Origin of the sequence: Paraburkholderia sediminicola (genome assembly GCF_902859805.1) — a bacterium.
In the GTDB taxonomy this organism is placed as follows: Bacteria; Pseudomonadota; Gammaproteobacteria; order Burkholderiales; family Burkholderiaceae; genus Paraburkholderia; species Paraburkholderia sediminicola.
Genome location: NZ_CADIKC010000003.1, coordinates 759,608 through 784,133 on the forward strand (window position 1 = coordinate 759,608; position 24,526 = coordinate 784,133).

At 61.8% G+C, this 24,526-nt stretch carries 20 protein-coding genes; 9 read left to right on the forward strand and 11 right to left on the reverse strand.

From position 1 onward, the window contains the following. Positions 1 to 66 precede the first annotated feature (66 nt). From R8871_RS15865 to R8871_RS15885, 5 genes are all read left to right on the forward strand, one after another. A complete protein-coding gene (locus R8871_RS15865; protein ID WP_175051274.1) occupies positions 67 to 1,578 on the forward strand; it encodes an NCS1 family nucleobase:cation symporter-1 in 1,512 nt (503 codons plus the stop codon). Between the two features lie 74 nt (positions 1,579 to 1,652). Then, complete coding sequence (gene hydA, locus R8871_RS15870; protein WP_175051275.1) at positions 1,653 to 3,104, forward strand: dihydropyrimidinase; 1,452 nt, start codon at positions 1,653 to 1,655, stop codon at positions 3,102 to 3,104. A gap of 355 nt (positions 3,105 to 3,459) precedes the next feature. Further along, positions 3,460 to 4,242 carry an amino acid ABC transporter substrate-binding protein gene (locus R8871_RS15875; protein ID WP_175051276.1) on the forward strand — a complete coding sequence of 261 codons (783 nt, stop codon included), beginning with the start codon at positions 3,460 to 3,462 and terminating at the stop codon, positions 4,240 to 4,242. Between the two features lie 22 nt (positions 4,243 to 4,264). Then, entirely contained in the window at positions 4,265 to 4,942 is a 678-nt protein-coding gene (locus tag R8871_RS15880) for an amino acid ABC transporter permease (protein ID WP_154559079.1), read from the forward strand. After that, positions 4,942 to 5,715, forward strand: a complete 774-nt coding sequence (locus tag R8871_RS15885; protein WP_175051277.1) for an amino acid ABC transporter ATP-binding protein — start codon at positions 4,942 to 4,944, stop codon at positions 5,713 to 5,715. Before R8871_RS15880 ends, R8871_RS15885 begins: the two co-directional genes overlap by 1 nt. 416 nt (positions 5,716 to 6,131) lie before the next feature. Here the strand turns inward: R8871_RS15885 and leuA are convergent, their stop codons facing one another. After that, positions 6,132 to 7,850, reverse strand: coding sequence for a 2-isopropylmalate synthase (gene leuA / locus R8871_RS15890; RefSeq protein WP_175051278.1), 1,719 nt, complete (start codon positions 7,848 to 7,850; stop codon positions 6,132 to 6,134). Between the two features lie 324 nt (positions 7,851 to 8,174). Next, positions 8,175 to 9,053: a class I SAM-dependent methyltransferase gene (locus R8871_RS15895; protein ID WP_175051279.1), complete on the reverse strand. Its 879-nt coding sequence runs from the start codon at positions 9,051 to 9,053 to the stop codon at positions 8,175 to 8,177. Between the two features lie 283 nt (positions 9,054 to 9,336). On the opposite strand from R8871_RS15895, the gene R8871_RS15900 reads away from it, so the two are divergent. Continuing rightward, complete coding sequence (locus R8871_RS15900; RefSeq protein ID WP_175051280.1) at positions 9,337 to 9,666, forward strand: hypothetical protein; 330 nt, start codon at positions 9,337 to 9,339, stop codon at positions 9,664 to 9,666. Positions 9,667 to 9,829: 163 nt separating this feature from the next. On the opposite strand, the gene R8871_RS15905 is transcribed toward R8871_RS15900, so the two are convergent. Next, positions 9,830 to 10,474 (reverse strand): cadmium resistance transporter, encoded by a 645-nt coding sequence (locus R8871_RS15905; protein ID WP_175051281.1) that lies wholly within the window; start codon positions 10,472 to 10,474, stop codon positions 9,830 to 9,832. Between the two features lie 302 nt (positions 10,475 to 10,776). On the opposite strand from R8871_RS15905, the gene R8871_RS15910 reads away from it, so the two are divergent. Further along, entirely contained in the window at positions 10,777 to 11,373 is a 597-nt protein-coding gene (locus R8871_RS15910; protein WP_175051282.1) for a hypothetical protein, read from the forward strand. A gap of 69 nt (positions 11,374 to 11,442) precedes the next feature. On the opposite strand, the gene R8871_RS15915 is transcribed toward R8871_RS15910, so the two are convergent. The 3 genes from R8871_RS15915 to R8871_RS15925 all read right to left on the reverse strand — a co-directional run bounded on the left by R8871_RS15915 (position 11,443) and on the right by R8871_RS15925 (position 15,318). Next, positions 11,443 to 13,323, reverse strand: coding sequence for a glycosyl transferase family 1 (locus R8871_RS15915; protein WP_175051283.1), 1,881 nt, complete (start codon positions 13,321 to 13,323; stop codon positions 11,443 to 11,445). Positions 13,324 to 13,586: 263 nt separating this feature from the next. Continuing rightward, positions 13,587 to 14,846: a DUF3443 domain-containing protein gene (locus R8871_RS15920; protein ID WP_175051284.1), complete on the reverse strand. Its 1,260-nt coding sequence runs from the start codon at positions 14,844 to 14,846 to the stop codon at positions 13,587 to 13,589. A gap of 49 nt (positions 14,847 to 14,895) precedes the next feature. Next, positions 14,896 to 15,318: a DUF2844 domain-containing protein gene (locus R8871_RS15925; RefSeq protein ID WP_246287581.1), complete on the reverse strand. Its 423-nt coding sequence runs from the start codon at positions 15,316 to 15,318 to the stop codon at positions 14,896 to 14,898. Positions 15,319 to 15,827: 509 nt separating this feature from the next. On the opposite strand from R8871_RS15925, the gene bamC reads away from it, so the two are divergent. Together bamC and R8871_RS15935 are read left to right on the forward strand one after the other, a co-directional pair. Further along, entirely contained in the window at positions 15,828 to 17,048 is a 1,221-nt protein-coding gene (gene bamC / locus R8871_RS15930) for an outer membrane protein assembly factor BamC (protein WP_175051286.1), read from the forward strand. Positions 17,049 to 17,236: 188 nt separating this feature from the next. Then, positions 17,237 to 17,392 carry a hypothetical protein gene (locus R8871_RS15935; RefSeq protein ID WP_175051287.1) on the forward strand — a complete coding sequence of 52 codons (156 nt, stop codon included), beginning with the start codon at positions 17,237 to 17,239 and terminating at the stop codon, positions 17,390 to 17,392. A 589-nt stretch (positions 17,393 to 17,981) separates the two neighbouring features. Here the strand turns inward: R8871_RS15935 and R8871_RS15940 are convergent. The 5 genes from R8871_RS15940 to thiC form a co-directional block, all read right to left on the reverse strand. Then, on the reverse strand, positions 17,982 to 18,908 hold the full coding sequence (locus R8871_RS15940; protein ID WP_246287582.1) for a DMT family transporter: 927 nt from the start codon (positions 18,906 to 18,908) through the stop codon (positions 17,982 to 17,984). A 354-nt stretch (positions 18,909 to 19,262) separates the two neighbouring features. Next, the gene (locus R8871_RS15945) at positions 19,263 to 20,861 is read right to left on the reverse strand and encodes an L-lactate permease (protein WP_175051289.1); all 1,599 of its coding nucleotides are present in this window, start codon (positions 20,859 to 20,861) and stop codon (positions 19,263 to 19,265) included. Positions 20,862 to 21,262: 401 nt separating this feature from the next. Further along, entirely contained in the window at positions 21,263 to 21,760 is a 498-nt protein-coding gene (locus R8871_RS15950) for a hypothetical protein (RefSeq protein WP_175051290.1), read from the reverse strand. A 159-nt stretch (positions 21,761 to 21,919) separates the two neighbouring features. Then, a complete protein-coding gene (locus tag R8871_RS15955) occupies positions 21,920 to 22,132 on the reverse strand; it encodes a glycine zipper 2TM domain-containing protein (RefSeq protein ID WP_093643054.1) in 213 nt (70 codons plus the stop codon). Between the two features lie 289 nt (positions 22,133 to 22,421). After that, entirely contained in the window at positions 22,422 to 24,353 is a 1,932-nt protein-coding gene (thiC, locus tag R8871_RS15960; RefSeq protein ID WP_175051291.1) for a phosphomethylpyrimidine synthase ThiC, read from the reverse strand. Positions 24,354 to 24,526 lie beyond the last annotated feature (173 nt).

Consider the following 24,526-nt stretch of genomic DNA (forward strand, 5'->3'; position numbering starts at 1 on the left):
TTTCCCTTAAGGCCTGACGCGCCATCAGAAGCCGCGCAGGCCGCAACGATCAGTGGAGATCTTTCGATGAAGCAGACAGCGCAACCCGTCGATCCGCAGTTTGCGGCCGGCGCGCAGGGCAGCAGTCTTTACAACGACGACCTTGCGCCGACCGGCGTCGCACAGCGCACATGGCGGTGGTATCACTTCGCCGCGCTGTGGGTGGGGATGGTGATGAACATCGCGTCATACATGCTCGCGGCCGGTTTGACGGAGGAGGGCATGTCGCCGTGGCAGGCAGTGGCGACTGTGTTGCTCGGCAATCTGATCGTGCTGGTGCCGATGCTGCTGATCGGGCATGCCGGCGCGAAGCACGGCATTCCGTATGCGGTGCTGGTGCGTTCCTCCTTCGGCACGCAAGGTGCGAAATTGCCGGCGATGCTGCGGGCGATCGTCGCGTGTGGCTGGTACGGCATTCAGACATGGCTCGGCGGCAGTGCGATCTATACGCTGCTGAACATTCTGACCGGCAACGCGCTGCACGGCGCGGCCTTGCCGTTCCTCGACATTTCACTCACGCAGCTCGCGTGTTTCCTCGTGTTCTGGGCGCTGCAGATCTATTTCATCGTGCACGGCACCGACTCGATTCGCTGGCTCGAAAGCTGGTCTGCACCGATCAAGATCGTGATGTGTATCGCGCTGGTGTGGTGGGCCACCTCGAAGGCGGGCGGTCTCGGCTCGATGTTGTCGGCGCCGTCGCAGTTCGTACCGGGCGGCAAGAAAGAAGGGATGTTCTGGGTGACGTTCTGGCCCGGCCTCACGGCGATGGTGGGCTTCTGGGCGACGCTCGCACTGAACATCCCCGACTTCACGCGTTTTGCCAAAACGCAGCGCGACCAGATCATCGGCCAGTCGATTGGGTTGCCGGTGCCGATGGCCTTGCTCTCGGTGATTTCCGTGGTGGTGACGTCGGCGACCGTGGTGATCTACGGTAAGGCAATCTGGGACCCGATCGATCTGACGAGCCGCATGACGGGCATCGGCGTCGGCCTTGCGCTGATCATCCTGACGTTGGATACGATGTGCTGCAATCTGGCGGCGAATCTCGTCGGTCCGGCCTATGATTTTTCGAGCCTGTGGCCGAAGGGTATTTCGTATCGCGTCGGCGGCATGATTACCGCGACCATCGCCATTGTGATGATGCCGTGGAAGATTCTCGCCACCACGCAGGGCTATATCTTCACGTGGCTGGTCGGCTACTCGGCTTTGCTTGGTCCGGTGGCGGGCATTCTGATGGTCGACTACTTCCTGATTCGCGGCACACGGCTGGACCCGCGTGAGTTGTTCGACGAGCATGGCGAGTACAGCTATACGGGCGGCTGGAATATCGGCGCGGTGGTGGCGCTTGTGATCGGCGTGCTGCCGAATCTTCCGGGTTTCCTGCATACCGCGTTTCCGGCATCGTTTCCGAATGTGCCGGCGATTTTCAACACGCTCTATACGTATGCCTGGTTTGTCGGACTCGCGTTGGCGTCGATCGTATATAGCGCGTGGATGAAGTTGAGCAAAGGACCGAGTGCGCGCGTGGCGAGTGCCTGAGCGTGTTCACAAACCACGCACGAAGCAAACGAAGTACTAGCACCGAAACCAGCAGTTCATAAGGAGGCGGCACCATGACGACCCTGATTCGCGGCGGCACGATTATCGACGCGGAGAACACGTATCGTGCGGACGTGTTGTGTGCGGACCCACAGGACGGCGGCACGATCCTGCAGATCGGCGTGGACCTGGAGGCGCCCGCCGGCGCCACGATCGTCGATGCGGGCGGGCAGTATGTGATGCCCGGCGGCATCGATCCGCATACGCATATGGAATTGCCGTTCATGGGCACCACGGCCAGCGACGATTTCTACACCGGTACGGCCGCGGGTTTATCCGGCGGCACGACCAGTATCATCGACTTCGTGATTCCGAGTCCGAAGCAATCGTTGATGGAGGCTTTCAAGGAATGGCGCGGCTGGGCTGAAAAAGCGTCGGCAGATTACGGCTTTCATGTCGCGGTGACGTGGTGGGACGATTCGGTCTATCGCGACATGGGTACGCTGGTACACGAACACGGCGTGTCGAGTTTCAAGCACTTCATGGCCTACAAGAACGCGATCATGGCCGACGACGAAGTGCTGGTGAACAGCTTCTCGCGCTCGCTCGAACTCGGCGCGCTGCCCACCGTGCATGCGGAAAACGGCGAACTGGTGTTTCAGTTACAGCGTCAATTGCTGGCAAAAGGCTTTACGGGTCCGGAGGCGCATCCGCTGTCGCGACCGCCTGAAGTGGAGGGCGAGGCCGCCAATCGGGCGATCCGCATTGCGCAAGTGCTAGGCGTGCCGGTGTATATCGTCCACGTGTCCGCGAAAGATGCGGTCGACGCGATCGCGCGCGCCCGCAGTGAAGGTCTTCGGGTATTCGGTGAAGTTTTGCCGGGCCATCTGGTGATCGACGAAGCGGTGTATCGCGATCCCGACTGGACCCGCGCGGCGGCGCACGTGATGAGCCCGCCGTTCCGTTCAGCGGAGCATCGCGAGGCGTTATGGCGCGGTTTGCAAGCGGGCCAACTGCACACCACCGCGACCGATCACTGCGTGTTCTGCGCGTCGCAGAAGGCCATGGGCCGCGAGGACTTTACGAAGATCCCGAACGGCTGCGGCGGCGTGGAAGATCGTATGGCGGTGCTCTGGCATCACGGCGTGAATTCGGGGCGTCTCACGCCGAACGAATTCGTACGCATTACCTCGACGAACGCCGCACAGATTTTCAACCTGTATCCGCGTAAAGGTGCGGTCCAGGTGGGGGCCGATGCAGACCTGGTCGTGTGGGATCCGCAGGCAAGCAGGACGATTTCGGTGAAGACGCATCACCAGAAGGTCGACTTCAACGTGTTCGAAGGCATGACGGTGCAGGGAGTGGCGATGCACACGCTCACGCGCGGCGCGCTGGCATGGACCGATGGCGAACTGCGGGCAGTGCGTGGCGCAGGGCGGTATCTGAAGCGCCCGCCGAATCCGGCTTACTTCGACGCGATCCGGGTGGCCAACAAGCGCAAGGAGCCGCATCCGGTGGAACGGTAAGCCGTTTGCAAACTGTACGGGCGGCCTCGCAATGCCGCCCGTACCGACTATTTTTCAACGCCGCGCGTTCGCCGCGGCGATACCCCTCCCGCGTTTTCCCCGATGGCGCCCGGCACGTATTCCGTGGTGCGATGCATGCCGCGTCTCCCATATCTGCTGTAGAGTCGAATTCGACGTTGTATGAGCCACCTTGGCTGTCCGCTTAGCACGCAAGCGCATATTGATCGGAAACCTGATCCTTTGTAAAAACGCAAACCGTTTGCTACAGTCCGCCCACTCTGCCGGGCCAGACCGCCGGCGGGATGCCGCACACAAAACCATGCAACTGACGTAGCAAACTTTACGGAGCCTCCAGATGAAGTCGATTCGTTCCATTCTGCTGATCGCGCTGCTGCAAGCGGTGACCCTGAGCCCGGCATTCGCTGCTGACGAGCTCGCGCAGATCAAGTCCGCGGGCGTGTTCAAGATCGGCACCGAAGGCACCTACGCACCGTTCACGTTCCACGATGAATCCGGCAAGCTGACCGGCTTCGATGTCGAGATCGGCACTGAGATCGCAAAGCGCCTGGGCGTCAAGCCGCAATTCGTCGAAGGCAAATGGGACGGCCTGATCGCCGGTCTCGACGTGAACCGCTATGACGCGGTGATCAACGAAGTCGCTGTCACCGACGCACGCAAGGCGAAGTACGAATTCTCGGACCCGTACATCACCTCGCACGCGGCGCTGATCGTGCGTTCGGACAACACGACGATCAAGACGTTTGACGACCTGAAGGGCAAGAAGTCGGCGAATACGCTGACCAGCAACTTCGGCAAGATCGCGGCCGCACACGGTGCCGAAGTGATTCCCGTCCAGGGCTTCAACGAATCGGTCGACCTGCTGACCTCGGGCCGCGTCGATGCGACCGTCAACGATTCGCTGTCGTTCCTTGATTTCAAGAAGCACAAGCCGGACGCGAAGGTGAAGATCGCCGCGCTCGATACGTCGGCTGACAGCAGCGACAAGTCCGCGGTGCTGATCCGCAAGGGCAGTCCGGAATTGCAGGCGGCCATCAACAAGGCGCTCGCCGACATCAAGAAAGACGGCACTTACGCGAAGATTTCGCAGAAGTACTTTGGTAAAGACGTCTCCCAATAAGCGTCATCTGCGAGTCTGAATCATGCCGGCATGGTTGCATCTGATGGCGCAGTCGCTGTGGCCCCTGCTGTATGCGGGGCTCGTCTTTACCGTGCCGCTCACGCTGGCATCGTTTGCGATCGGAATCGTGCTCGCGTTTATCGTCGCGCTGGTCCGGCTATTCGGGCCGCGGTGGGCGATCGCGTGCGTACGTTTCTACGTGTGGCTGTTTCGCGGCTCGCCGTTACTCGTGCAACTGTTCGTGATTTTCTACGGACTACCGAACGTGGGCATCGTGCTCGATCCGTTGACGGCGGCGATCATCGGCTTTTCGCTGAACGTTGGCGCGTATAACTCGGAAGTGATACGCGGCGTGATCGAGTCGATCCCGAAGGGCCAGTGGGAAGCGGCGTACTCGATGGGCATGACGCGCGAACAGGCGCTGCGCCGCGCGATCTTGCCGCAGGCCGCGCGCGTCGCGTTGCCACCGCTGTCGAATTCGTTCATCGCCTTGGTGAAGGACACCTCGCTTGCCGCGGTGCTGACGGTGCCCGAGGTATTTCAGGCAGCGCAGCGAATCGCATCCGTGACCTATGAACCATTGATTCTCTATACAGAGGCAGCGCTGGTTTATCTTGTGTTCAGTTCGGTACTGTCGTCGGCGCAAGTCCGGCTCGAGCGCAAGTTCGGCCGTCACGCACTTTTCCATGCGGGCAACTGATGATTCGACTGGAAAAAATCGACAAGTACTTCGGCGAGAATCGGGTGTTGAACTCGGTGGATCTGCAACTCGCCTCGGGCAACGTCACCGCGCTGATTGGCCCATCCGGCAGCGGCAAGAGTACGCTGCTGCGCTGCGTGAACCTGCTGGAAATCCCGGAATCTGGATCACTTCAGGTTGGCGACCAGCGCCTCGAATTCAGCCGTGACCACAAGCCACCGCGCGAGGAGGTGCTGACGATCCGCCGCCGCACCGGCATGGTATTCCAGAACTTCCAGTTGTTTCCGCACTTGACGGTACGCCAGAACGTCATGGAAGGCTTGCTGACCGTACAGAAGTGGGACAAGGAAAAGGCGCGAGTACGAGCAGACGAATTGCTGGAGAAGGTCGGCATCGCCCAAAAAGCGGACGCATGGCCCTCAACACTTTCCGGCGGCCAGCAGCAGCGCGTAGCAATAGCGCGAGCGCTGGCTCCATCGCCGGAAGTATTGTTGTGCGACGAACCCACCTCGGCACTGGATCCCGGACTGGCCGCGGAGGTAGTAGACGTACTCAAGCAGCTCGCCACAGAAGGCATGACGATGTTAATGGCGACACACGATTTGCGTCTGGCTGCGACGATTGCACGAGACGTAGTGTTTCTGAACAACGGCGTGATAGTCGAGGCGGGCCCATCACGGGACGTCTTCATGAATCCGCGGGAACCGGAAACGGAGCGCTTCGTATCCACGCTGACACACAGCTTGCCAGACGCATGGACAGAGCGAAGCTAACTGAAGAGAGGGAAGAGCGGGAGCAAATTCTGTGTATCGATCTCCAGCAGCGGAGCACAAAAAAGAGGGACGCCAAAGCGCCCCTCAAGAAAAATACAAAACTGCTCCACTGGTTTCCCAGCAGACTCTTCCGACGAGCACATGGTGCGAGTCGGGAAGAATGACACCCTTGTCACAAGTGCATGCAGGTGCACGAACCCAGATTCCAGTCGCACCACTACCCGCAGCAGACCACGGCCCCCACTTAGCAGGAGTGGTTTGAGCCGCTTTCTTTTGCCTACTTTTCTTTGCGGCAAGCAAAGAAAAGTAGGTGCCGCCCCGCACAGGGGCAACGCTAATAGACCACTACCAAAACAAGGAAAGGCACGAAGGCCAGAACAAGGAAAGCCACCAAACCCAGATCAGGAAAAAAAACCTCAAACCGCCAACCGCTCCGCGTCACCAGCAAGCGCGACCTCAAAAAACCGCCCTTGCGCATCAGCACCACACCGAGCATAGGCTCGATTAACCCCACTAATAACAGCCCGAATAGAAGCAGTCACCAGGTTGGCATCAATCCCAACTCCGAAAGCACTCCCAGCCACATCAGCCCCAGCCATCTCAGCGACAGCAACAGCCCGCGCATCAGCGCCCTGGGTCAAGGCACGCTCTTCATAATGCTGAATCCGCACCGGCACCCCAATAGCATGCATCAACGCATCAAGCGGCCCATTCCCTTCACCACTCAACACGCGCCGCGAGCCATTGATATCGACGGTGAGCTTGATATGTTCCCGATCGCCGCGCTCCGACAGACTATGTCCAACATAATGAATCGGCTCAGCGCTATGCACATACTCCTGCTGGAACAATTCCCAGATCTGCGAGGGCGTCACTTCCTGCCCGCTATCATCGGTATAGCGCTGCACAGCCGAACTAAAATCAACCTGCAGGCGCCGCGGCAACACAACCCCGTAACCCTGCTCGAGCAAATAAGCAATTCCGCCCTTGCCTGACTGACTATTCACCCGAATCACCGAGTCATAGGTGCGGCCAAGATCGCTAGGATCGATCGGCATATAAGGCACTTCCCACACCGCATCCGGTTTTTGCACGGCAAAACCCTTCTTGATTGCGTCCTGATGCGAACCGGAGAACGCGGTGAACACCAGATCGCCGACATACGGATGGCGCGGATGCACCGGCAACTGCGTGCATTCCTCAGCAGTCCGCGCGACTTCATTGATATTCGAAAAGTCGAGTTCAGGATCCACACCCTGCGTGTACAGATTCAACGCGAGCGTCACGAGATCGACATTGCCGGTACGTTCGCCATTGCCGAACAAACACCCTTCGACGCGATCCGCTCCCGCCATCACCGCCAGTTCCGCGGCAGCCACGGCTGTGCCTCGGTCGTTATGCGGATGCACGGAAACGATCAACGAATCGCGACGCGCGAGATTACGATGCATCCATTCGATCTGGTCTGCGTAGACGTTCGGCGTAGCCATTTCGACGGTAGCGGGCAGGTTGACGATCGCTTTGTGCTCAGGCGTCGGTTGCCAGATGTCGAATACGGCGTCGCATACTTCCTTAGCGAATTCGAGCTCGGTGCCGCTGAATACTTCCGGGCTGTATTGCAACGTGAAGTGCGTTTCCGGCGTGGCGTCGGCGAGACGCTTCATCGTGCGCGCGGCATTCTGCGCGAGTTCTTTCACGCCGCTCTTTTCGAGGCCGAATACGATGCGGCGGAATTCCGGTGCGGTGGCGTTGTACAGGTGGACGATAGCGCGTGGTGCGCCACGCAAGGATTCGAAGGTGCGTTCGATCAGGTCGTCGCGGGCTTGCGTCAACACTTCGATGGTGACGTCGTCGGGGATGTGCCCACCTTCGATCAACTCACGCACGAAATTGAAGTCGGTCTGCGAGGCAGACGGAAATGCGACTTCAATTTCCTTGAAGCCGATCTGCACCAGCGTCTTGAACATGCGCATCTTGCGTTGCGCGTTCATCGGCTCGAACAGCGCCTGGTTGCCGTCACGCAGATCGGTACTCATCCAGATCGGCGCACGCGTGATGACGCGCGACGGCCACTGGCGGTCGGTCAAATTGATGGGCTTGAACGAGTGGTACTTGGTAGCAGGGTTCTTCAACATTTTCATCATCCTTGGGATCGATCAACCTGGGTTGTCGACCGGACGACGAAAAGACAAAGCATGGCCGCCGGTCGGAAACCGGGGCTGGGTCAGTTACTGGGGAATTGAGCGGTGCTTCGGGTGTATCAGATGGAAGCGCGCAGCAGCAGACCTAGCCCGGTAGAGCGGGCTAGTAGTAGCGATAGGATGGTCTGGGCGCGGTACATAGTGCGCAATAGGAACATATTATTAGGATCGCGTCAAGCGCCGGTGAGGTGAGGCGCGTACCGGCCGGAACGGCCTATCCCGGCTGGCGCGCGCTGAAACCCGGGCCGGTCGTGCGTGTTACCTGGGTTTCACGAAGCGCAAGGTCATGCGATCCGATTCGCCGATTGCGGCGTACTTCGCGCGGTCGACGTCGTGGCCTTCGTACGTGGGCGGCAGCGACCACACACCGTGCGGATAGTTTTTCGTGTCGCGCGGATTGCTGTTCACCTCGCTTTGGGCCGCCAGTTCGAAACCTGCCGCTCGCGCATGTTCGATGACATAGGCTTCAGTCACGTAGCCGCTGTCGATGGTTTGTTGCAGCGACGTGCCCGGCGCCGCGCGATGTTCCTCGACGCCGAGGATGCCGCCGGGTTTGAGTGCCGTGTAAAAGGCGCGCAGATTGGCGTCGATCTGCCCGTCCTTGATCCAGTTGTGGATATTGCGGAAGGTCAGCACCTGGTCAACGCTGCCATCGGCCGGAAAGCCGCTGAACTGGCCTGCTCGCAGCGTGCCGACCACCACGTTGCCATAGATAGCCGGCGTGGCTGCCAGCTTGTGCGCGAATGACGCCCGGCCAGCCTGCTCTTCCGCCGCCGACGCAGCGTCCGGGCTGTCGTATTGCGCCTCGTACAGCTTGCCGTGGTCGTGCAGATAGGGCGCGAGTATCTCCGTGTACCAGCCGCCGCCGGGTGCGATCTCCAGCACGGTTTGCGACGACGTCACGCCGAAGAACTGCAGCGTTTCCTTCGGATGGCGGTAGACATCGCGTGCGCGGTTCCTGTCGCTACGCTGTGGCCCCGAAATGGCGGCATCGAGCGAGGTGGAATCGGCCGCCGTGAACGAGGCCGGTGCCGTCGGAGCGGCGCAGGCGGCTAGCAGCAGCGCCGCGCTCAGTGCCACGAGCGTGGAACGCAGCGCGCGGGCCTGGGGAGTGGAGTGGGTATTCATGGCAGCCATTATCGGGCGCGATCCGCCTGGAAAGAAATCGCCAATCGGCATAACGATATGCGCTTGAGGTATTTGCTGTGTCCTGGTAGTCCCGCATCCTCGCGGCTTAGTTCAGCGCACGGGGCACCCGGTTCGGCAGTTTTGCGGCGGGCGGGCAGATTTTGCCGAATCCGAAAGACGAGGTAGCGCGTATAAATGATGTGATCAGCGTCTGCCGCGCGCTGGTGCGCCTGTACTGGAATCGCGGACATGATTGTCTTTCATTTCACTTTGCACTTAGCCGGAGGTCGGTATGAAACGAACATCGAGGTCGTCGAGAGTAGTGGGGGTTCTGCTGTGCGCGGTTGCTTGCGGCGTCGCCACGCAGGTTGGCGCACAGGGCCTGAGCGTGCAGGACGACATCAACGCGCCGCAAAACAGTACCCGTGTGATGCCGAACGCGGCGCGTGGCAGCGAATATCCCACGCACGGTAACCAGCAGGCGGGCGAGTTGAATCTGAATCCGACCGATCCGCGCGCGCAACTGGTCAATGGGTTGCCGAACAACACCCAGTCGGGTGGTTACGGTTCGCCGCTCGCCGGCGTACGCACCTACGTGCAGCCGCAAATGCCGTCGAACTGAGCGTTCGCGCCGGCGACAGTCGGTCGTGCTGCATCGCGCGCTGGCAGCAGCGCATCCCGGCACGGACTGCAGGATTTCTGGTTTGGACCCGGATTCAGGCCACGCAGGCTTTCAGGTTCAGGTGTGGCCACCTCACTGCCCGGCGACTGGATCGCGGTCCGCCTCAGATACCGAACACGATCCGTAAGGTATCGTTCTGCACGATCACCGAGACGCCAATGACCAGCAGGATCAGCGGCAGCAACGCGGTACCGTAGCGGCGGATCGGCGCGCCCAGCAACGGATGCTCCACCAGCCACACCGCGCCTGCGCACCACAGGCCGATCATGACGACGAACACGAGCGAAATGAACATGCCCTCACTATGCGAATGACTCGCGTACAGGGGCACGTAGACGGCCAGATTGTCCGAGCCATTGGCGACCGCCACGCACGCGACTGTCCACCATGACGAGCCTGGGCCGGCCGTAGCCGCCGTAGCCGGGCTGGCTGGTGAACGCGTGTGCGCCGTGGCCTGCGCCTCTTGCACCTGATCCGCGTTGCCGGGACGAAAGCGAGCCCATGCTTTGCTCAGACCTACGCCGATCGGCAAGATACCGAGCAGCCCGACATAGCCGGCAGGTAAGCGGGTCAACAATGCGGCGAGCAGAATCGACCCCACGATCAAGATCAGCGAACCGGCAAACTGCCCGGCGATCACGCGCCGACGCTGGCCGCCCGTTTCCGCGAGGAAGGCGAGCAGCACGAAAAGGTTGTCGATGTTAGTCGCGGCGTAGGCGGCGACGGCGAGCAGGGCAAGGCTGAACATGCGGGAAAGCCGGTCAATGCGCAGTGGGAAAACGGATCCTTACCCATGATGTGGACAAGGCTGAAGAGGCGGCGGCGCGCCGCAGCATAGCGGCCGGTCAACACGATGCCGATCCAGGGCGCCGCGGTCAAGCCGTCTCTTTGTCGTCTCTTTGTCTTGTGCGATGCGCGGATCGGCCATTCCTTGCGCGGTGCCGCGTCACGGTCTCCGGCCTTCTGCCTGTGTCGCTCCGTGGGCGGCGGCGGTGCCGATCCGTCGGCCCGTAAGCTACAATTGCCGACGGCTTGCAAAACGGAACATCAATGAAAGTTCGGATTCTCTCTATCGCCTGCGTCACGACTGCTGCAGCGCTGCTGGCGGCCTGCACGGCCGTCTACAAGAACTCGGATGCATGCGAGCAGTTGATGCGAAGCAAGCTGGCTGAAACGTCGTCGCCGGATACGTTGAAGATTGCCCATACGGGCACCGCTATCGACGGCTCCCGGGTGGTCGTCGAAGGATCGATCGAGCATGTGATGACGGCTTCGGAGGTTGCGGCTGCTTCGGCGGCATCCGCGGCGGCATCCGCCGCGAAACTGGCGAATGCGCCTCAGCCGGCTTCCGGCGTGCGCGCGGCGTCCGGTGTGTCAGTGGCGCAGGGGGCTTCCTCGGCTTCGGCCGCGGCGGCTGCCTCAGGCGTGACGGCTGCGGCAGCTTCAGGTGCGACGGCAGCTTCGGCGAGCCTCGCTGCCTCGGGGGGCGCCACAGTTTCGCTCAAATCGGCCAAGCCGAAGAAGGTCAATACGGCCGCGGCAGCGGAGTGCACGTTCCACGGCTCCGCGCTGAGCGTATTCAGCTGGTTGGCGCCTGCAAAGCTCGCCACGCCTGCCCCTGCTGCTGCGAGCGAAGCTGCCGAATAAAGCCTTGCTCGCAACGGGCGCAGCCAGCCTTAGCTAGCGCCTGCTCAACCGCAAATCGTAAACCGCGAGTCACAAACCGAAAGCCGCCCCATCCGCGAGGCGGCTTTTGTTTGCGCGCATCAGTTTCAGCACGCTTTCGCCGAACGCCTGCGGCCGCCCTTCGAAGCAGCGCTGCACCGCCTGCGTATCGATCAGACGTTGGCGCAGGGCTGTACGCTCGTCGTGCTGGTCGATCATGCGTACAGCCGCCGCGACAAACGTCTCGATGCTATCCGCGGTAGTCCACGAGGGCATGCCCACGCGCTCGAACAGTGCGCCGTCGATCCGCTCAAACACTTCCGGCCCGCGTTTGCACACACCTGGCAAGCCAAGCGTCAAGGCATCGACGATACCGTTGGTATTGCCGAACGGAAACGGGCTCAGGAAGAGATCGGCCTGGTTGACGCGCGCCAGATACGCCGCGTAGTCGTGAAAGTCATGCACGACAGCGCCCGGCACCGCACGCACGATGGCGTCGCGCAGACGGTCGAATGGCAGACCCGACGGCACACCGGTCATAAAATGAAACTCAACGGGCGTCGCGGCACGCGCGCCGATCTCGCGGCACGCGTCGAGAAAGCCGGGATTGAGTTTCATTGCGCTGGCGGTGATGACGATCTGCAGCGTCTCGCGCCGCGACGGGATCTGCGCGACGATGTCCGGCAACGCGACGGACGGGCGATACGGTTGACCGTCTTTCGGCAGCTTCATCAGACGTTCGCTAAAGCAGGCCGGGTCACCGACATAATCTTCCTCGACGCTGATGTAGTCGATCTTGTCTGAATGCGTGGTAGCGGGATGGCCGAGCGCCGCGATCTGCAACGGCGCGATACGCAGATTGGACATGAACACCGTGAGCACGAACATGCCGACGCTCGGCATGTACAACACGTCCGGCTGCTCTGCCTCGGCGAAGTCGCGAATCGTTTTCAGGCATTCGCCGATGTAGTCGGGCTGCTCCAGTTCGATGAAGCGGTCGAAGACGTCCCGCCCCACTTCGTCGAGCGCGTAATCGAAGCCGAAACCCACCACCTCGAAATGTTCGCGTGCGGCTTCGAGCGTACGCGAGTGCGTGCGGTAGATCGAATGGGCGCCGCTGAACCATTCCAGCACCACCACCATCAGCGGCTTCTTGCCGCGCCGCGTTTTGCCTTTGGCAGGCGCGCGCTTTGGCGCGGACAAGTCGATCAGGCCGAGTTGCTCCAGCTTGCGGCGCACCAGTACGTTGATGTCCTGCTTGATCGCATGCCGCCGCGGCGTATCGGCATAGCTGCAGAACATATAGGCGTTGTGCAGCACGGCCGACGGCAGATCGTCGAGATCGTCGATGTGCTGCAGCTTGCCGGGCAGCCACTCCAGCAGCGCCTCGCGCTTGAGATGCGCGCCTGGCGAGCCATTGAAGACCGGCGCCAGCAAAGCGAGGGCGAGGCAGGCCGCGATCGTTTTGTCGTACGCCCAGAGCGAGGCGAAGTCGAGTTCCAGTTCGGATTCGGTCGAATAGAGCACGCAAAGCTTCTCGATGAAGCTGTCTCCCGGCAGAAACTGTGCGTCCGCCGCGCCGCGAGGATTCAGATGACGGATGACGTGGTCAGCATTGCCGAACGCTGCGGCCGAGAACAGCGTGCCGATCCATTCATGCAGCGTGAAAAACAATTTGACGTAGGCGGTGGGCGGCCGGAAATCCGGATCGGCGAACAACGTAGACGCTGCGCTTGTCAGACGCGTGCAGAAACGCTGGCGCTGCTCGTTGGGAGTCAGGCCGATCATGCCTGAGGCTCTGAAGCTTTCGTTCAGTTCGCCGCGCGTTTGTTGGAGCAGTGCGAGTGCCGCAATGAGCTGAAGCGAGGCTTGCGTATGCTGCTGCGTGTAGACGAGTTGCTCGAAATCGTCGAGCGAAAAGGTGACTTCCATCGTTTCACTATTATTAGATTATGCAGAGCTAACGATATCGAGACGACGCTAGCCGGAAACGACGATTATTGCAGTCAGGGCATATCAAATAAGCGGGGGATGAGAGTTTTGGGAATTTTCCGCGCGGAGAAAGCCGATCGGTCTGTAGGATCTTTCTGTTTGAGGCGGGAGTTTGGCGCTCGATATACGTCAGGCCTGCTCGGGCACTCACTCGAATCCGTCCACCGCGATTGTCCGTGCAAGGTGGCTCCGGCGTCGGGCACTTAGAACGCGTAATACGGTCCCGGCCCAGCTGACGTCACGCTTGATGCAATCGCCGTGTAGACGCGTCGTCCGAAGAAGAATGGCAGGCCCCAGCCGAAGCTGTTGCTGGCAATGCCGGCCAGGTTGGCGAAGGCGTTATTCGACGAGCCAAACAGTGCGTTCGAATTGCCGATCGAAAACGATACCGTGCTCGACACGCCATCCGTGCCGGCGATCGAGGCGCTTGCTGTTTGCGTGGAGCTCGGACAGTACCAGTAACCGCATTGGGGCAGTTGGCTATTGTTGAAAAACAGGCCGTTCGAGCCGCTGTCGAGGTAGCTCTGCCCATAAGTCTGGCCGGCGCTGGTCGTGCGCACATAGCCCGTCTGCGTGTTGGTCCTGAAGACGGTTGCGCCGCCCAGCGTGTTATTCGCCTGAGTGCCGATGCCGAATATCAGCGAGCCCGACACGCTGGGCGCGCCCGCGTCGGCGATCGCCGGCAGGTCGATCACCACGCCGTTGTTGTCGAGCGCGAAGCGGCTGACCGGATTGGTCACCTGTTGGGCGAGGGCTTGCGTGCTCGCGAGGCAGGCGCCGCTGGCGTCGCAACTGTAATACCAGCGTGGCAGGGCAGAATTGACGCAACCACTGCCGCAATCGGCTGAGAACAGCCCGACGCCGAGAATGCCGTTGGCGCGCAGGTTCGCGACGGTCAACATCGCGCGGCCTGAACCCGCGCAGTCGGTGGGCACATTGGGCAGCGTGGGGTCGGCGATCAGCTGGATCGGAATCGAGGCGGCCAGTTGGCCGGCCATCCGCACGTCCGCGCCGCGCACCGCGCCCCATGTATAGCCGCCGCCGAATACCGCGCACTCGCCCGCGACGCCGCTGCCCGAGGCCACGGCCGCCAGCGGAAGGCTGGCCGGCAGCGCCGAGGCGAGAATTCGCAATCCCTGCGAGCCGGTGTCGACCTGAATATTGTCGATCGTCGCGCAATTGCTGGTGCCGGGCTGGCAGACGGTAACGCTCGTGGTCAGCATGTTGCGCGTCAGACCCGGCGCGGCGCTGACCGTGATCGGCTGGACATTCGGCGTGTTCGATTGCGGCACGGAGTTCGTCACGCTGACGCCCGTGTTTCCGGACGGCGGGCTCGCGGTGCTCGGACTCGTCGAGCCCGCCTGGGTGGTGGCAGCCGGCGTACTGCTGCCACCGCCGCCACCACAGCCAGCGAGCACGGCGCAAGTCAGAAGCAGGGTGCGGAGACGGGAAGAGGTCTTCATGGCGTGTCAGGGCGAGTATTCGGGGCGGCTTATTGCCGGCTTGCCCGCGTTAGCGGAGGTCGTCGGCGGTGACGCCGGCGGGCAGCGCCGCCGGCAGCCACGCGCGACCGACATAGCCGCGCATCGGACCACCCGATTCCACGATCACATCCGGCCTGACAACCCGCGAGGCGTGCAGATTGCCGTCCGGCGCCGATGCGGCGGCACCCGTCCTGTAGGAGTCGGCGTACCCGCCCAGCAGTGCTCGCAGATCCGGCATGGTCGGGCCTTGCCACGTGTAAGCGACGATCTGGCCGCTATTCGTCGCGTACTCGTTGATGGTGGTGCTGCCTGCGTCGGTCGTTGTGCGCAGGTGTAAGGCGCCGTTCAGCAAGGTTTGGGGCGCCGCGGCCGTCGAAATCGCCTGGCTGGGCATCGTGCCGCCCAATTCGGCACGCACATCGGCACTGACACACAAAAGGGCGGCCGCCATTGCCGGGAGCGCGAAGGCTGGTAAGAAAGAGGAATTTGGCATGGCAACCTGTCTCAGTATCGGGAAACCTGGAACGCTCAATTTTTATTGAGACGTCCAATTCAAGATAACACTCAGGTTTCCTGATCGTTGTCAGGAGCGGCGCGCGGCGCTTCGGCGAATCTCGAAAATGGTCTGCAGCGAAAGTGGAAAGTGCCTTTTAAAACAATGATCTGACAAGGAGCTAGATCACGCCCTACAGGCGTTTGAGAAATGTTGTGAACTGTTAAATTTGCGACGGAGGGACATGGTCGTCACCGTGAAGCGTGGCGTTTTTCCGAGATGGAAGGGACGCGCTTCGCTGCGATTCGTCGGTTTCCAGACCCTTCGACGCCGCCCGAATTTTGCCGTCCGCGTGCTGCTCAATTCACGGGCAAACCCGGGTTTTTGCACATGACTCGCCGGGATCGGTAAAATGTTGGGTTGATCCACGGAAACTTGCCGTGGCGTAGCGGAAGGATTCCCCGAACATGACTGATCTTCGTCTTACCAAGCGGTTTGCAGTAATGCTGATGGCAGGCGGTCTGGTCGCCGGCTGCGGCACCTCGTCGCCGACCAAAATCGACTACAAAAGCGACTCGAAATCGAAGCAAGTGTCACTTGCCGTACCGCCGAACATGATCGATGAGACGTCCGATCAGCGTTCGTTGCCCCCGCAAGGCGGCGAAACCTCGCTGTCCACGCTCAAGCAGGTCCAGGCGCAAGCACCGGCCGGCAACACCCTGACGGTGGTGCCGCAGGTGACCGGCATGCACATTCAGCGCGACGGCACGGAAAGCTGGCTCGTCATCGACAACAAGGCGCCCGACCAGGCATGGGCGCCAATCCGCCGTTTCTGGCAGGAACAAGGCTTCCTGCTGGTAGTCGACCAGCGCGACAAGGGCGTGATGGAAACGGACTGGAACGAAACGCACGCTTCGATCAACGAGGGGCTGATTCGCGACACGCTGTCCAAGGCAATGGGCAACAGCTACGTGAGTTCTGAGCGCAACAAGTACCGCACGCGTCTCGAAACGGCGCCGAACGGCGGCACCTATGTGTTCATTAGTCAGAAGGGCATGCGCGAGGCGATCACCGGTACGAACAATGAGTCGACCAAGTGGGAAGCCAAGCCGAACGATCCGGGCCTCGAACAGGAATATCTGAAGCGCTTGATGGCAGCGCTGGCGCTGGCCGATTCGCGCAGCACGCAAAGCGCCGATCTCTCGCCGGCGGGGGCGCAAACGGCGCCGAACGCGGCTACGGCAGGTGCGAAATCGGCGGCTGCGGCCACGGCGGCGCAAAACGTGGCGTTGTCGGCGCAACAACCCATGCCGGATGACTCGGCAAACACCACCGCGGCACAGTTCTCGTCCACCGAGCTGACGCTCAGCGAGCCGTATGACCGTGCGTGGCTGCGCGTGGGCCTCGCGCTCGATCGCAGCAACTTCACGGTCGACGATCGCGACGCGAGCCGCGGCCTGTACTTCGTGCGCTACGTCGATCCGAAGGATCTGACATCCGCGGAGCAGGGCTTCTGGAGCCAGGTGTTCCACGGCAAGAAGGAAAAGGTCGCCAAGCAGTATCTCGTGAACGTGCGCGCGGTGACGCCTGACCAGACCCGCGTGGCGGTGGTCGACGACAAGGGGGCTATCGATCAGAGCTCGCAGGCCAAGCAGATCATGGGTCTGATGGTCGACCAGTTGCACTGAACGAAGCTGTAGCCAAGCAGCGAACGCTGTCTGAAAACCCGCCCGGAAGGCGATTCCGGGCGGGTTTTTTTATGTCCGCAATTTATCGACGGCGCAGTAAGCCGGAGACCGCTATCACGGCGCGCACGTGTTTTGCTTTCCGTCTGAAACACCGGTATGAACCGGCGACGCTTAACGGGGAGATGACCATGTTCGACGTGATGCCTTACTGGATGTGGGCGGCGAGCTTGCTCGTCCTGGCGCTTGTCTGCGGTGCGGCCCTGGAGCGGCGCGAGACGCAGCGGCCAACGGGTTTGCGGGTCCGGCATACGGCCGCGCAACGCACGAAATGGCCGGTGCGGTGATGGTCGGCTCGCTTCAAACGCATGAAACGAGTCCATGCGGCCGCCCTTGTGCGGCCGCATGTAACGTGACGTTACCCCGGTGACGTAACTCGCGAAGCCCCCTCCTCAGACCCTGCCAGCATCCTTTCTTCGCAAAATAATGTAATAAAAATCAATGGTTTGCGAACAATTTCTTGTAAATCTCTATAACTGGCACGCAAGCTGCTTTTAAAGACTCATGGGGCCGGATTCGTAACATCCGACGTGAGTTTGCGGCGAGTGTTCAATCGGCGATTCCCAGACCCTTTCAGCACCGGCGAACGAACCGGTGCTTAGCCCGATGATGGCCTGCGCGAACGGCGCGCGGCCTCGGTGGCCCCGTCGCCTATCCTCGTAGGGCGACGGTTTCGCCCGCACTCCAAACGGAGTGCGGGCTATTTTTTTGGGTGACCGGAATGCGTTGCGAGGCCGCTGAAGCGGCGAGCGGGGCAAGACAGGAGGGCGGCGACCTTGAAGGTATCGCGGGAGGTGGTGTTCTGTGTCGGCGCGACCCTCGCGGAGGCGGCAGGCGGGGGCCGGATCGCGCCGAACGTATCGTGCGAGGCGGCTCTCAGGTGTCGGCGCGGCGCGGCCCGACCCACGGCAGACGTTTGACCACGCCAGTGGCAAGCGCGGTGCCGACGAGAATCACGCCACAGCCTTCCAGCATACCCAGCGACACGGTTTCGCCGAGAAACAGAGCGCCCCACAGAATGCCGAAGATCGGAATCACGAAGGTCACCGTAATCGCGCGTGCCGGCCCGGCCACCGCGATCAGATGGAAGAACAGCATGTACGCGACGCCGGTACACGCGATACCGAGCGCGATAACCGAGGCCCACGCGTGCAGCGAGATCGGCGCGGCCGGCCAGTAGATCACGGCGAGCGGCAGCAGGACGATGGTGGCGCCGGTCATCGTGCCGGTCGCGACGGTCAATGCGTCGACGCCAGTCAGATGGCGTTTCGTGTAATTGGCGGCGATGCCGTAAAGCAGCGTGGCGCCGAGCGCGGCGGCGGCTGCGAGCGCGGTGCTCGTCGGTGTGGCGGCCGAGCCGTTGGGTGCGGCGATCTGATCCCATACCAGCATCAGGACGCCGAGAAAACCGATCACGAGACCGAGCGTGCGCAGCGCGCTCAGGCGGTCACGCAGCCACAGGAAACCGACGAGGCCGCCCCACAGCGGCGTGGTCGCATTGATCACGGACGTCACGCCCGCCGACAGCGTCAACTCGGCATAGGCGAACAGGCAGAACGGCGCCGCCGAATTCATGATGCCGACCACCAGCAATGGAAAAGCGCGTGTGCGCAGGATTGTCGCGGACTCGCGCAGCGGCCGGCGCGCAATCAGGACGACGGCGAGAAACGCCGCGCCGATGCCGACGCGCAACGCCATCAGTGGCGCGACGCCGAAGTCGGTCACGCCGACGCGGATAAACAGAAACGAGGCGCCCCACAGGGCGGCCAGGATCAGCAGTTGCAGCAGGTTTTTGGCATTCATTGTCGTGGCGCCGCGCGCGGTTGAGTCGAGACGCCTAAGCATCGTAGCAGCGCGATTGCGCGAAACGTTTCAGGCTGGAATGAAACGGCAAGATCCGGGGATGGAGGACGTTTGATAGCCGCTATCGTAAGCGCGGGCGCGCCGGCTGCAAAACGAGCAATTCTCACGCTAATGTGAGAAAAATTGCGATGAGATCGATGCGGTGAGTGCCCCGGGTGTAGACCCGACAGGGTAAGCGCATGTGGAGCGTGAATTATATTGCGGCAACGCACCAGTGATCCTGGTCCACCACGCAACTGCCGCTTCAAGGAATTAGCAGGTGCGAACAGTTACGTCGATGGGCCAGATGCCGCCTCAGTGCGGGATCATTCCCTGCAGGAAATTCTGCTGCAGCCAGACCAGCACGCCGAGGACCACCGTCAACAGAATCGAATGCTTGAAGGTCTTGGCGAACACGACGCCTTCCTTGCCCTTGAGCTCGGTCGTCGCCACGCCGGTCGAGATGTTTTGCGGCGAGATCATCTTGCCCATCACGCCGCCCGACGAATTGGTTGCGGCCATCAGGATCGGGTTCAGGTTCAGTTGATGGGCGGCTACCACCTGCAGATTGCCGAACAGCGCGTTGCCCGAGGTGTCGCTGCCGGACAGGAACACCGCGACCCAGCCAAGGAAGGCCGATACCAGCGGAAAGAACGGTCCGACCGATGCGGCGCCGAGCCCGAGCGTGTAGGTGAGCCCCGAATAGTTCATCAGATAGGCGAGTGCGACGATGGTCGCCACCGTCAGAATGGCGATGCGCGTCTGGACCCACGTGTCGGCAACGGCCTTGCCGAATTCGCGCGCGCTCAGGCCCGTCACGAACGTCGTGATGATGGCGGCCACCAGAATCGCCGTGCCGGTCGCGAGCGGCTGGAAGTCCCATACCGCGCCGTACGGCGTGTTGTACAGGGTGATGAACACGGCCTTGTCGAGGCCCGGCCACGGTAGTTTGACGTCGCCGATCAGGAAGATCTTGGCGACGGTCCAGACGATCACCACCGCCGAGACGATGATCCACGGATACCAGCCCTGGCCGCCGCTGATCTTGCCGCGCACCTCGCCCACGCGATCGATGTTGACCGCGAACTTCGGATCGGCAGCAGGCCTCCAGACGCGCAGGAACGCGATGGTGAGAATCAGCGACACCATCGACGACAACACGTCGGTCAGGCTGTAGTTCACGTAGTTCGACGCGACGAACTGCGTCAGCGCGAAGCTCGCACCGGACACCAGCAGAACCGGCCACACGCGCAGCATGTTACGAAAGCCCGCATAGACGCCGATCACATAGAACGGCAGCAGGAAGGCAAAGAACGGCAACTGGCGGCCGACCATCTTGGCGAGCGAATCGGCCGGCAGGTGCGTGACCGCGCCGAGCACCGTGATCGGCACGCCGAGCGCGCCGAACGCAACCGGCGCGGTGTTGAAGATCAGCGTGAAGGTGAGTGCTTCGAGGGTGGGAAAACCGAGCAGGATCAACAGCGAACTGGTGATCGCGACCGGCGTGCCGAAACCGGAGATCCCTTCGAGCAGCGCGCCGAACGAAAAGCCGATCACCACCAGCACCACGCGGCGGTCGTTCGGCAGGTTATCGATCATCCACATGCGGAAAGCGGCGAAGCGGCCCGAGCGCTGCGAGATGTTGTAGAGCAGGATCGCGGTGAACACGATCCACATCACCGGCCAGCAGGCGAACACCGCGCCGTTGGCCACGGAAGCGGCCGCGAGTCCAACCGGGAACTGCCAGACGGAAATCGCCACGATCAGCCCGACGATCAGGCCCGCGAGCGAGGCCTGCCAGGCCGGCCGGCGCGCCCAGCCGAGCAACAGCAACACGACGATGATCGGCAAGGCGGCGACGAGGAACGAGAGCGGTAGCGAATTGCCGACGGGGGTGAGTAGTTGGTGAAACATCACGTCTCCTTCGTTGTTGTTCGATTCGACGCGGGACTACGCACTGCGGGGCGCGTCGCTCTGGCAGGACGGATGGGCGCCGGCGGCGCGTCGAAGACGTGCCGGGTCGCTTATTTAAACAGGTACTGCGTGTGGCTTCCCCAAGCATAGGGCCCGATTGGAGCGCGTCAAGAAGGGAAAGTACGGGCGAAGGAGCGAAGTGAACGCCGCGTCTTGCGTGGCGGGATCGTCACGGCATGATGCGCGTGAGGCCTGTCCGGCGCGGCATGGCGCGTGCTGGCGGGAAGGCCGACTATCGGGCAACGGCGGACGCACGTTGCAACGCACGCAGTCCGCCCCGCGCCCCGATAGTTGCGGGCACGGGACGGTCAAAGCACATCAGCAAATTCCGGCTGCGGGATTCAGTGCCAGTGACCGCGGCCACCCCAGCCACCGCGGCCTCCCCAACAGCAGCCGAAACCGACGCCGATCGAAACCGACGGGCCATACCAGCCCGGATAGCCGTAATAGGCCGGATAGACCGGCGGCGGATAGTAGACGGGATAAGCGGGGGCAACGTACACGGGCGGCTGGGCCACCGCGTAGGTGGCCGGCTGGGATTGCGAATTGGCTCGCGCCTGCTGCGCCGCTTGAGCTTGGGCTTGGGCCTGCTGCTGCGAAGTGGCCGAATCGCCGGCCGTCCCGACTGGGACATCCTGCTGGGCGCCGTTCGCCGGAACAGTGCCGTAAGCGTAATACGGGTAGTAGCCTGGATAGTAGCCGTACGGGTAGTAGCAGCCGGACAGCGTCAGCACACAGGCCACGCCGGCTAACGCGATGCCGGTTTGAGAAAGACGGGGCAAGCCGCGCGGCAGCCGCTGGCTGATTGCGCAAAGAGACTTGATGACGGGGGACTTCATGACGTGCTCCTGGTTACATCGGACGCCGCCATCCGCAGCGTAGTGGCTTGAGCTTACGCCGCCGCAGCGCCAACAGGATTGCAAAACCGTAACGGCTTATTTCACGTCATTGCAAAGCATTTCGCGAAGCACCCACTATGGCGCTGGTCCTGTTTGCGCTTACTTGCCGACCTGATTGCCGATGATGCCGCCCGCAGCCGCACCGCCAATCGTCGACAGTGCATTGCCGCCGATCAGTCCGCCTGCGGCGCCGCCCACACCCGCGCCGATCACTGTATCGCGTTGCCGCGTGGTCATGTTGTCACACGCGGAAAGACTGGCGACAACCGCGACGATCGCAGCGAACGTACTGAGTTGACGAATCGATTTCATGATGCTGACTCCATTCATTGTGTCTGGACAAAGCTTCGTGCAAATTCGTGGAAATGGATGAATCACCCCGTCCTTACATTTGATCTTATCGCCGCAGCCCGTATCCGGATGTGTGAGCTTGTCAGCAAGGTGTCGGTTTCGTAATCAAATGTTTCCCATCTGTCAGCATGCGGCGTGCCCGCTCGCGCAGAAACGCAAAAGCCCGCCAGTGGCGGGCTTCGGTGCTGCAATAGCGTGACGCAGAAGCTTCGAATGGCGGGCGCGTGCTAGTGCGCCCGCGATCCCTACCTTACTGCCGCTGATAGATCTCGGCGCCTTTCTTCATGAACTCGATCGACTTCACTTCCATGCCTTTCTTCAGCGCGTCGTCGTCGGAGAGGCCTTGTTGCGCGGCGAATTCGCGCACGTCCTGCGTGATCTTCATCGAGCAGAAGTGCGGGCCGCACATCGAACAGAAGTGCGCGACCTTGGCCGAATCCTTCGGCAGCGTTTCGTCGTGGAATTCGCGTGCCTTGTCCGGGTCGAGACCGAGATTGAACTGGTCTTCCCAACGGAATTCGAAACGCGCCTTGCTCAACGCATTGTCACGCACCTGAGCGCCCGGATGGCCCTTCGCCAGATCGGCGGCGTGCGCGGCGAGCTTGTACGTGATGATGCCGGTCTTGACGTCGTCCTTGTTCGGAAGCCCAAGGTGCTCCTTCGGCGTGACGTAGCAGAGCATTGCCGTGCCGAACCAGCCGATCATCGCCGCACCGATGCCCGAGGTGATGTGGTCGTAGCCCGGGGCGATATCGGTCGTCAACGGTCCCAGCGTGTAGAACGGCGCTTCGTCACACCATTCCAGTTGCAGGTCCATGTTCTCCTTGATCAACTGCATCGGCACGTGGCCGGGGCCTTCGATCATCGTTTGCACGTCGTGCTTCCACGCGATCTGCGTGAGTTCGCCGAGCGTCTTCAACTCGCCGAGTTGCGCTTCGTCGTTCGCATCGTAGATCGAGCCGGGACGCAGGCCGTCGCCGAGCGAGAAGGCCACGTCGTACGCCTTCATGATTTCGCAGATGTCTTCGAAGTGCTCGTACAGGAAGCTTTCCTTGTGGTGAGCCAGACACCACTTCGCCATGATCGAGCCGCCGCGCGAGACGATACCGGTCATGCGCTTGGCCGTCAGCGGCACGTATTGCAGACGCACGCCCGCGTGAATCGTGAAGTAGTCGACGCCTTGCTCGGCCTGTTCGATCAGCGTGTCGCGGAAGATTTCCCACGTCAGGTCTTCTGCCTTGCCGTTGACCTTTTCCAAAGCCTGATAGATCGGCACCGTGCCGATCGGCACCGGCGAATTGCGGATGATCCACTCGCGCGTTTCGTGAATGTGCTTACCGGTGGAGAGATCCATCACCGTATCGCCGCCCCAGCGGATCGCCCAGGTCATCTTGTCGACTTCTTCGCCGATGGAGGAGGTCACGGCCGAGTTGCCGATGTTCGCATTCACCTTCACGAGGAAGTTACGGCCGATGATCATCGGCTCGCTTTCCGGGTGGTTGATGTTGTTCGGGATGATCGCGCGGCCGCGGGCGACTTCTTCGCGCACGAATTCCGCAGTGATTTCCTTCAGGCCGTCGGGACCGAAGGCGCTCGCCCCGAACGCCTGGCCCGGATGCTGACGGCCCATCATCGCGGCGAGCTTTTCGCCGTTCGGGCCGCTCGTCTTCAGCGTCTCCAGATACGCGGCGCGTTGCTGGTTCTCGCGAATCGCGATGTATTCCATCTCCGGCGTGATGATGCCTTTGCGCGCGTAGTGCATCTGCGAGACGTTCTTGCCGGCGATGGCGCGGCGCGGCGTGCGGTGCAGACCTTTGAAACGCAGATCGGCGGTCGCGGTATCGGCGGCGCGTTCGCGGCTGAAGTCGCTCGAGAGGCCCGTCAGCGCTTCGGTGTCGCCGCGTTCTTCGATCCAGGCTTGACGCAGCGCGGGCAGACCGGCGCGGATGTCAATCTTCGCTTCCGGATCGGAGTAGGGGCCCGACGTATCGTAGACATAGACCGGCGGATTCTTCTCGCCGCCGAAGCTATCCGGCGTATCCGCCTGGGAAATTTCGCGCATCGGCACGCGGATATCGGGCCGCGAGCCGGTCACGTAGACCTTGCGGGAATTCGGCAGCGGCGCGACAGCGGCGGCATCGACGTGGGCGTCGGCGGAAAGGAACTTCGGGTTGGCGTTCATGCGTTATCTCCTGTGTCGACCGGAGTTGGCGCTTTAGCGCCTTACTCCGGTCCCATGCAACTTGTTGCGGTCGACGGGAGTTGGCGCTTCAGCGCTAACTCCGGTCCCATGTGTGGGGCCGCTAAGCAGGAGACGAGACGGAAGTTGTCGGAATTCGCGAGAGATGAAACGGT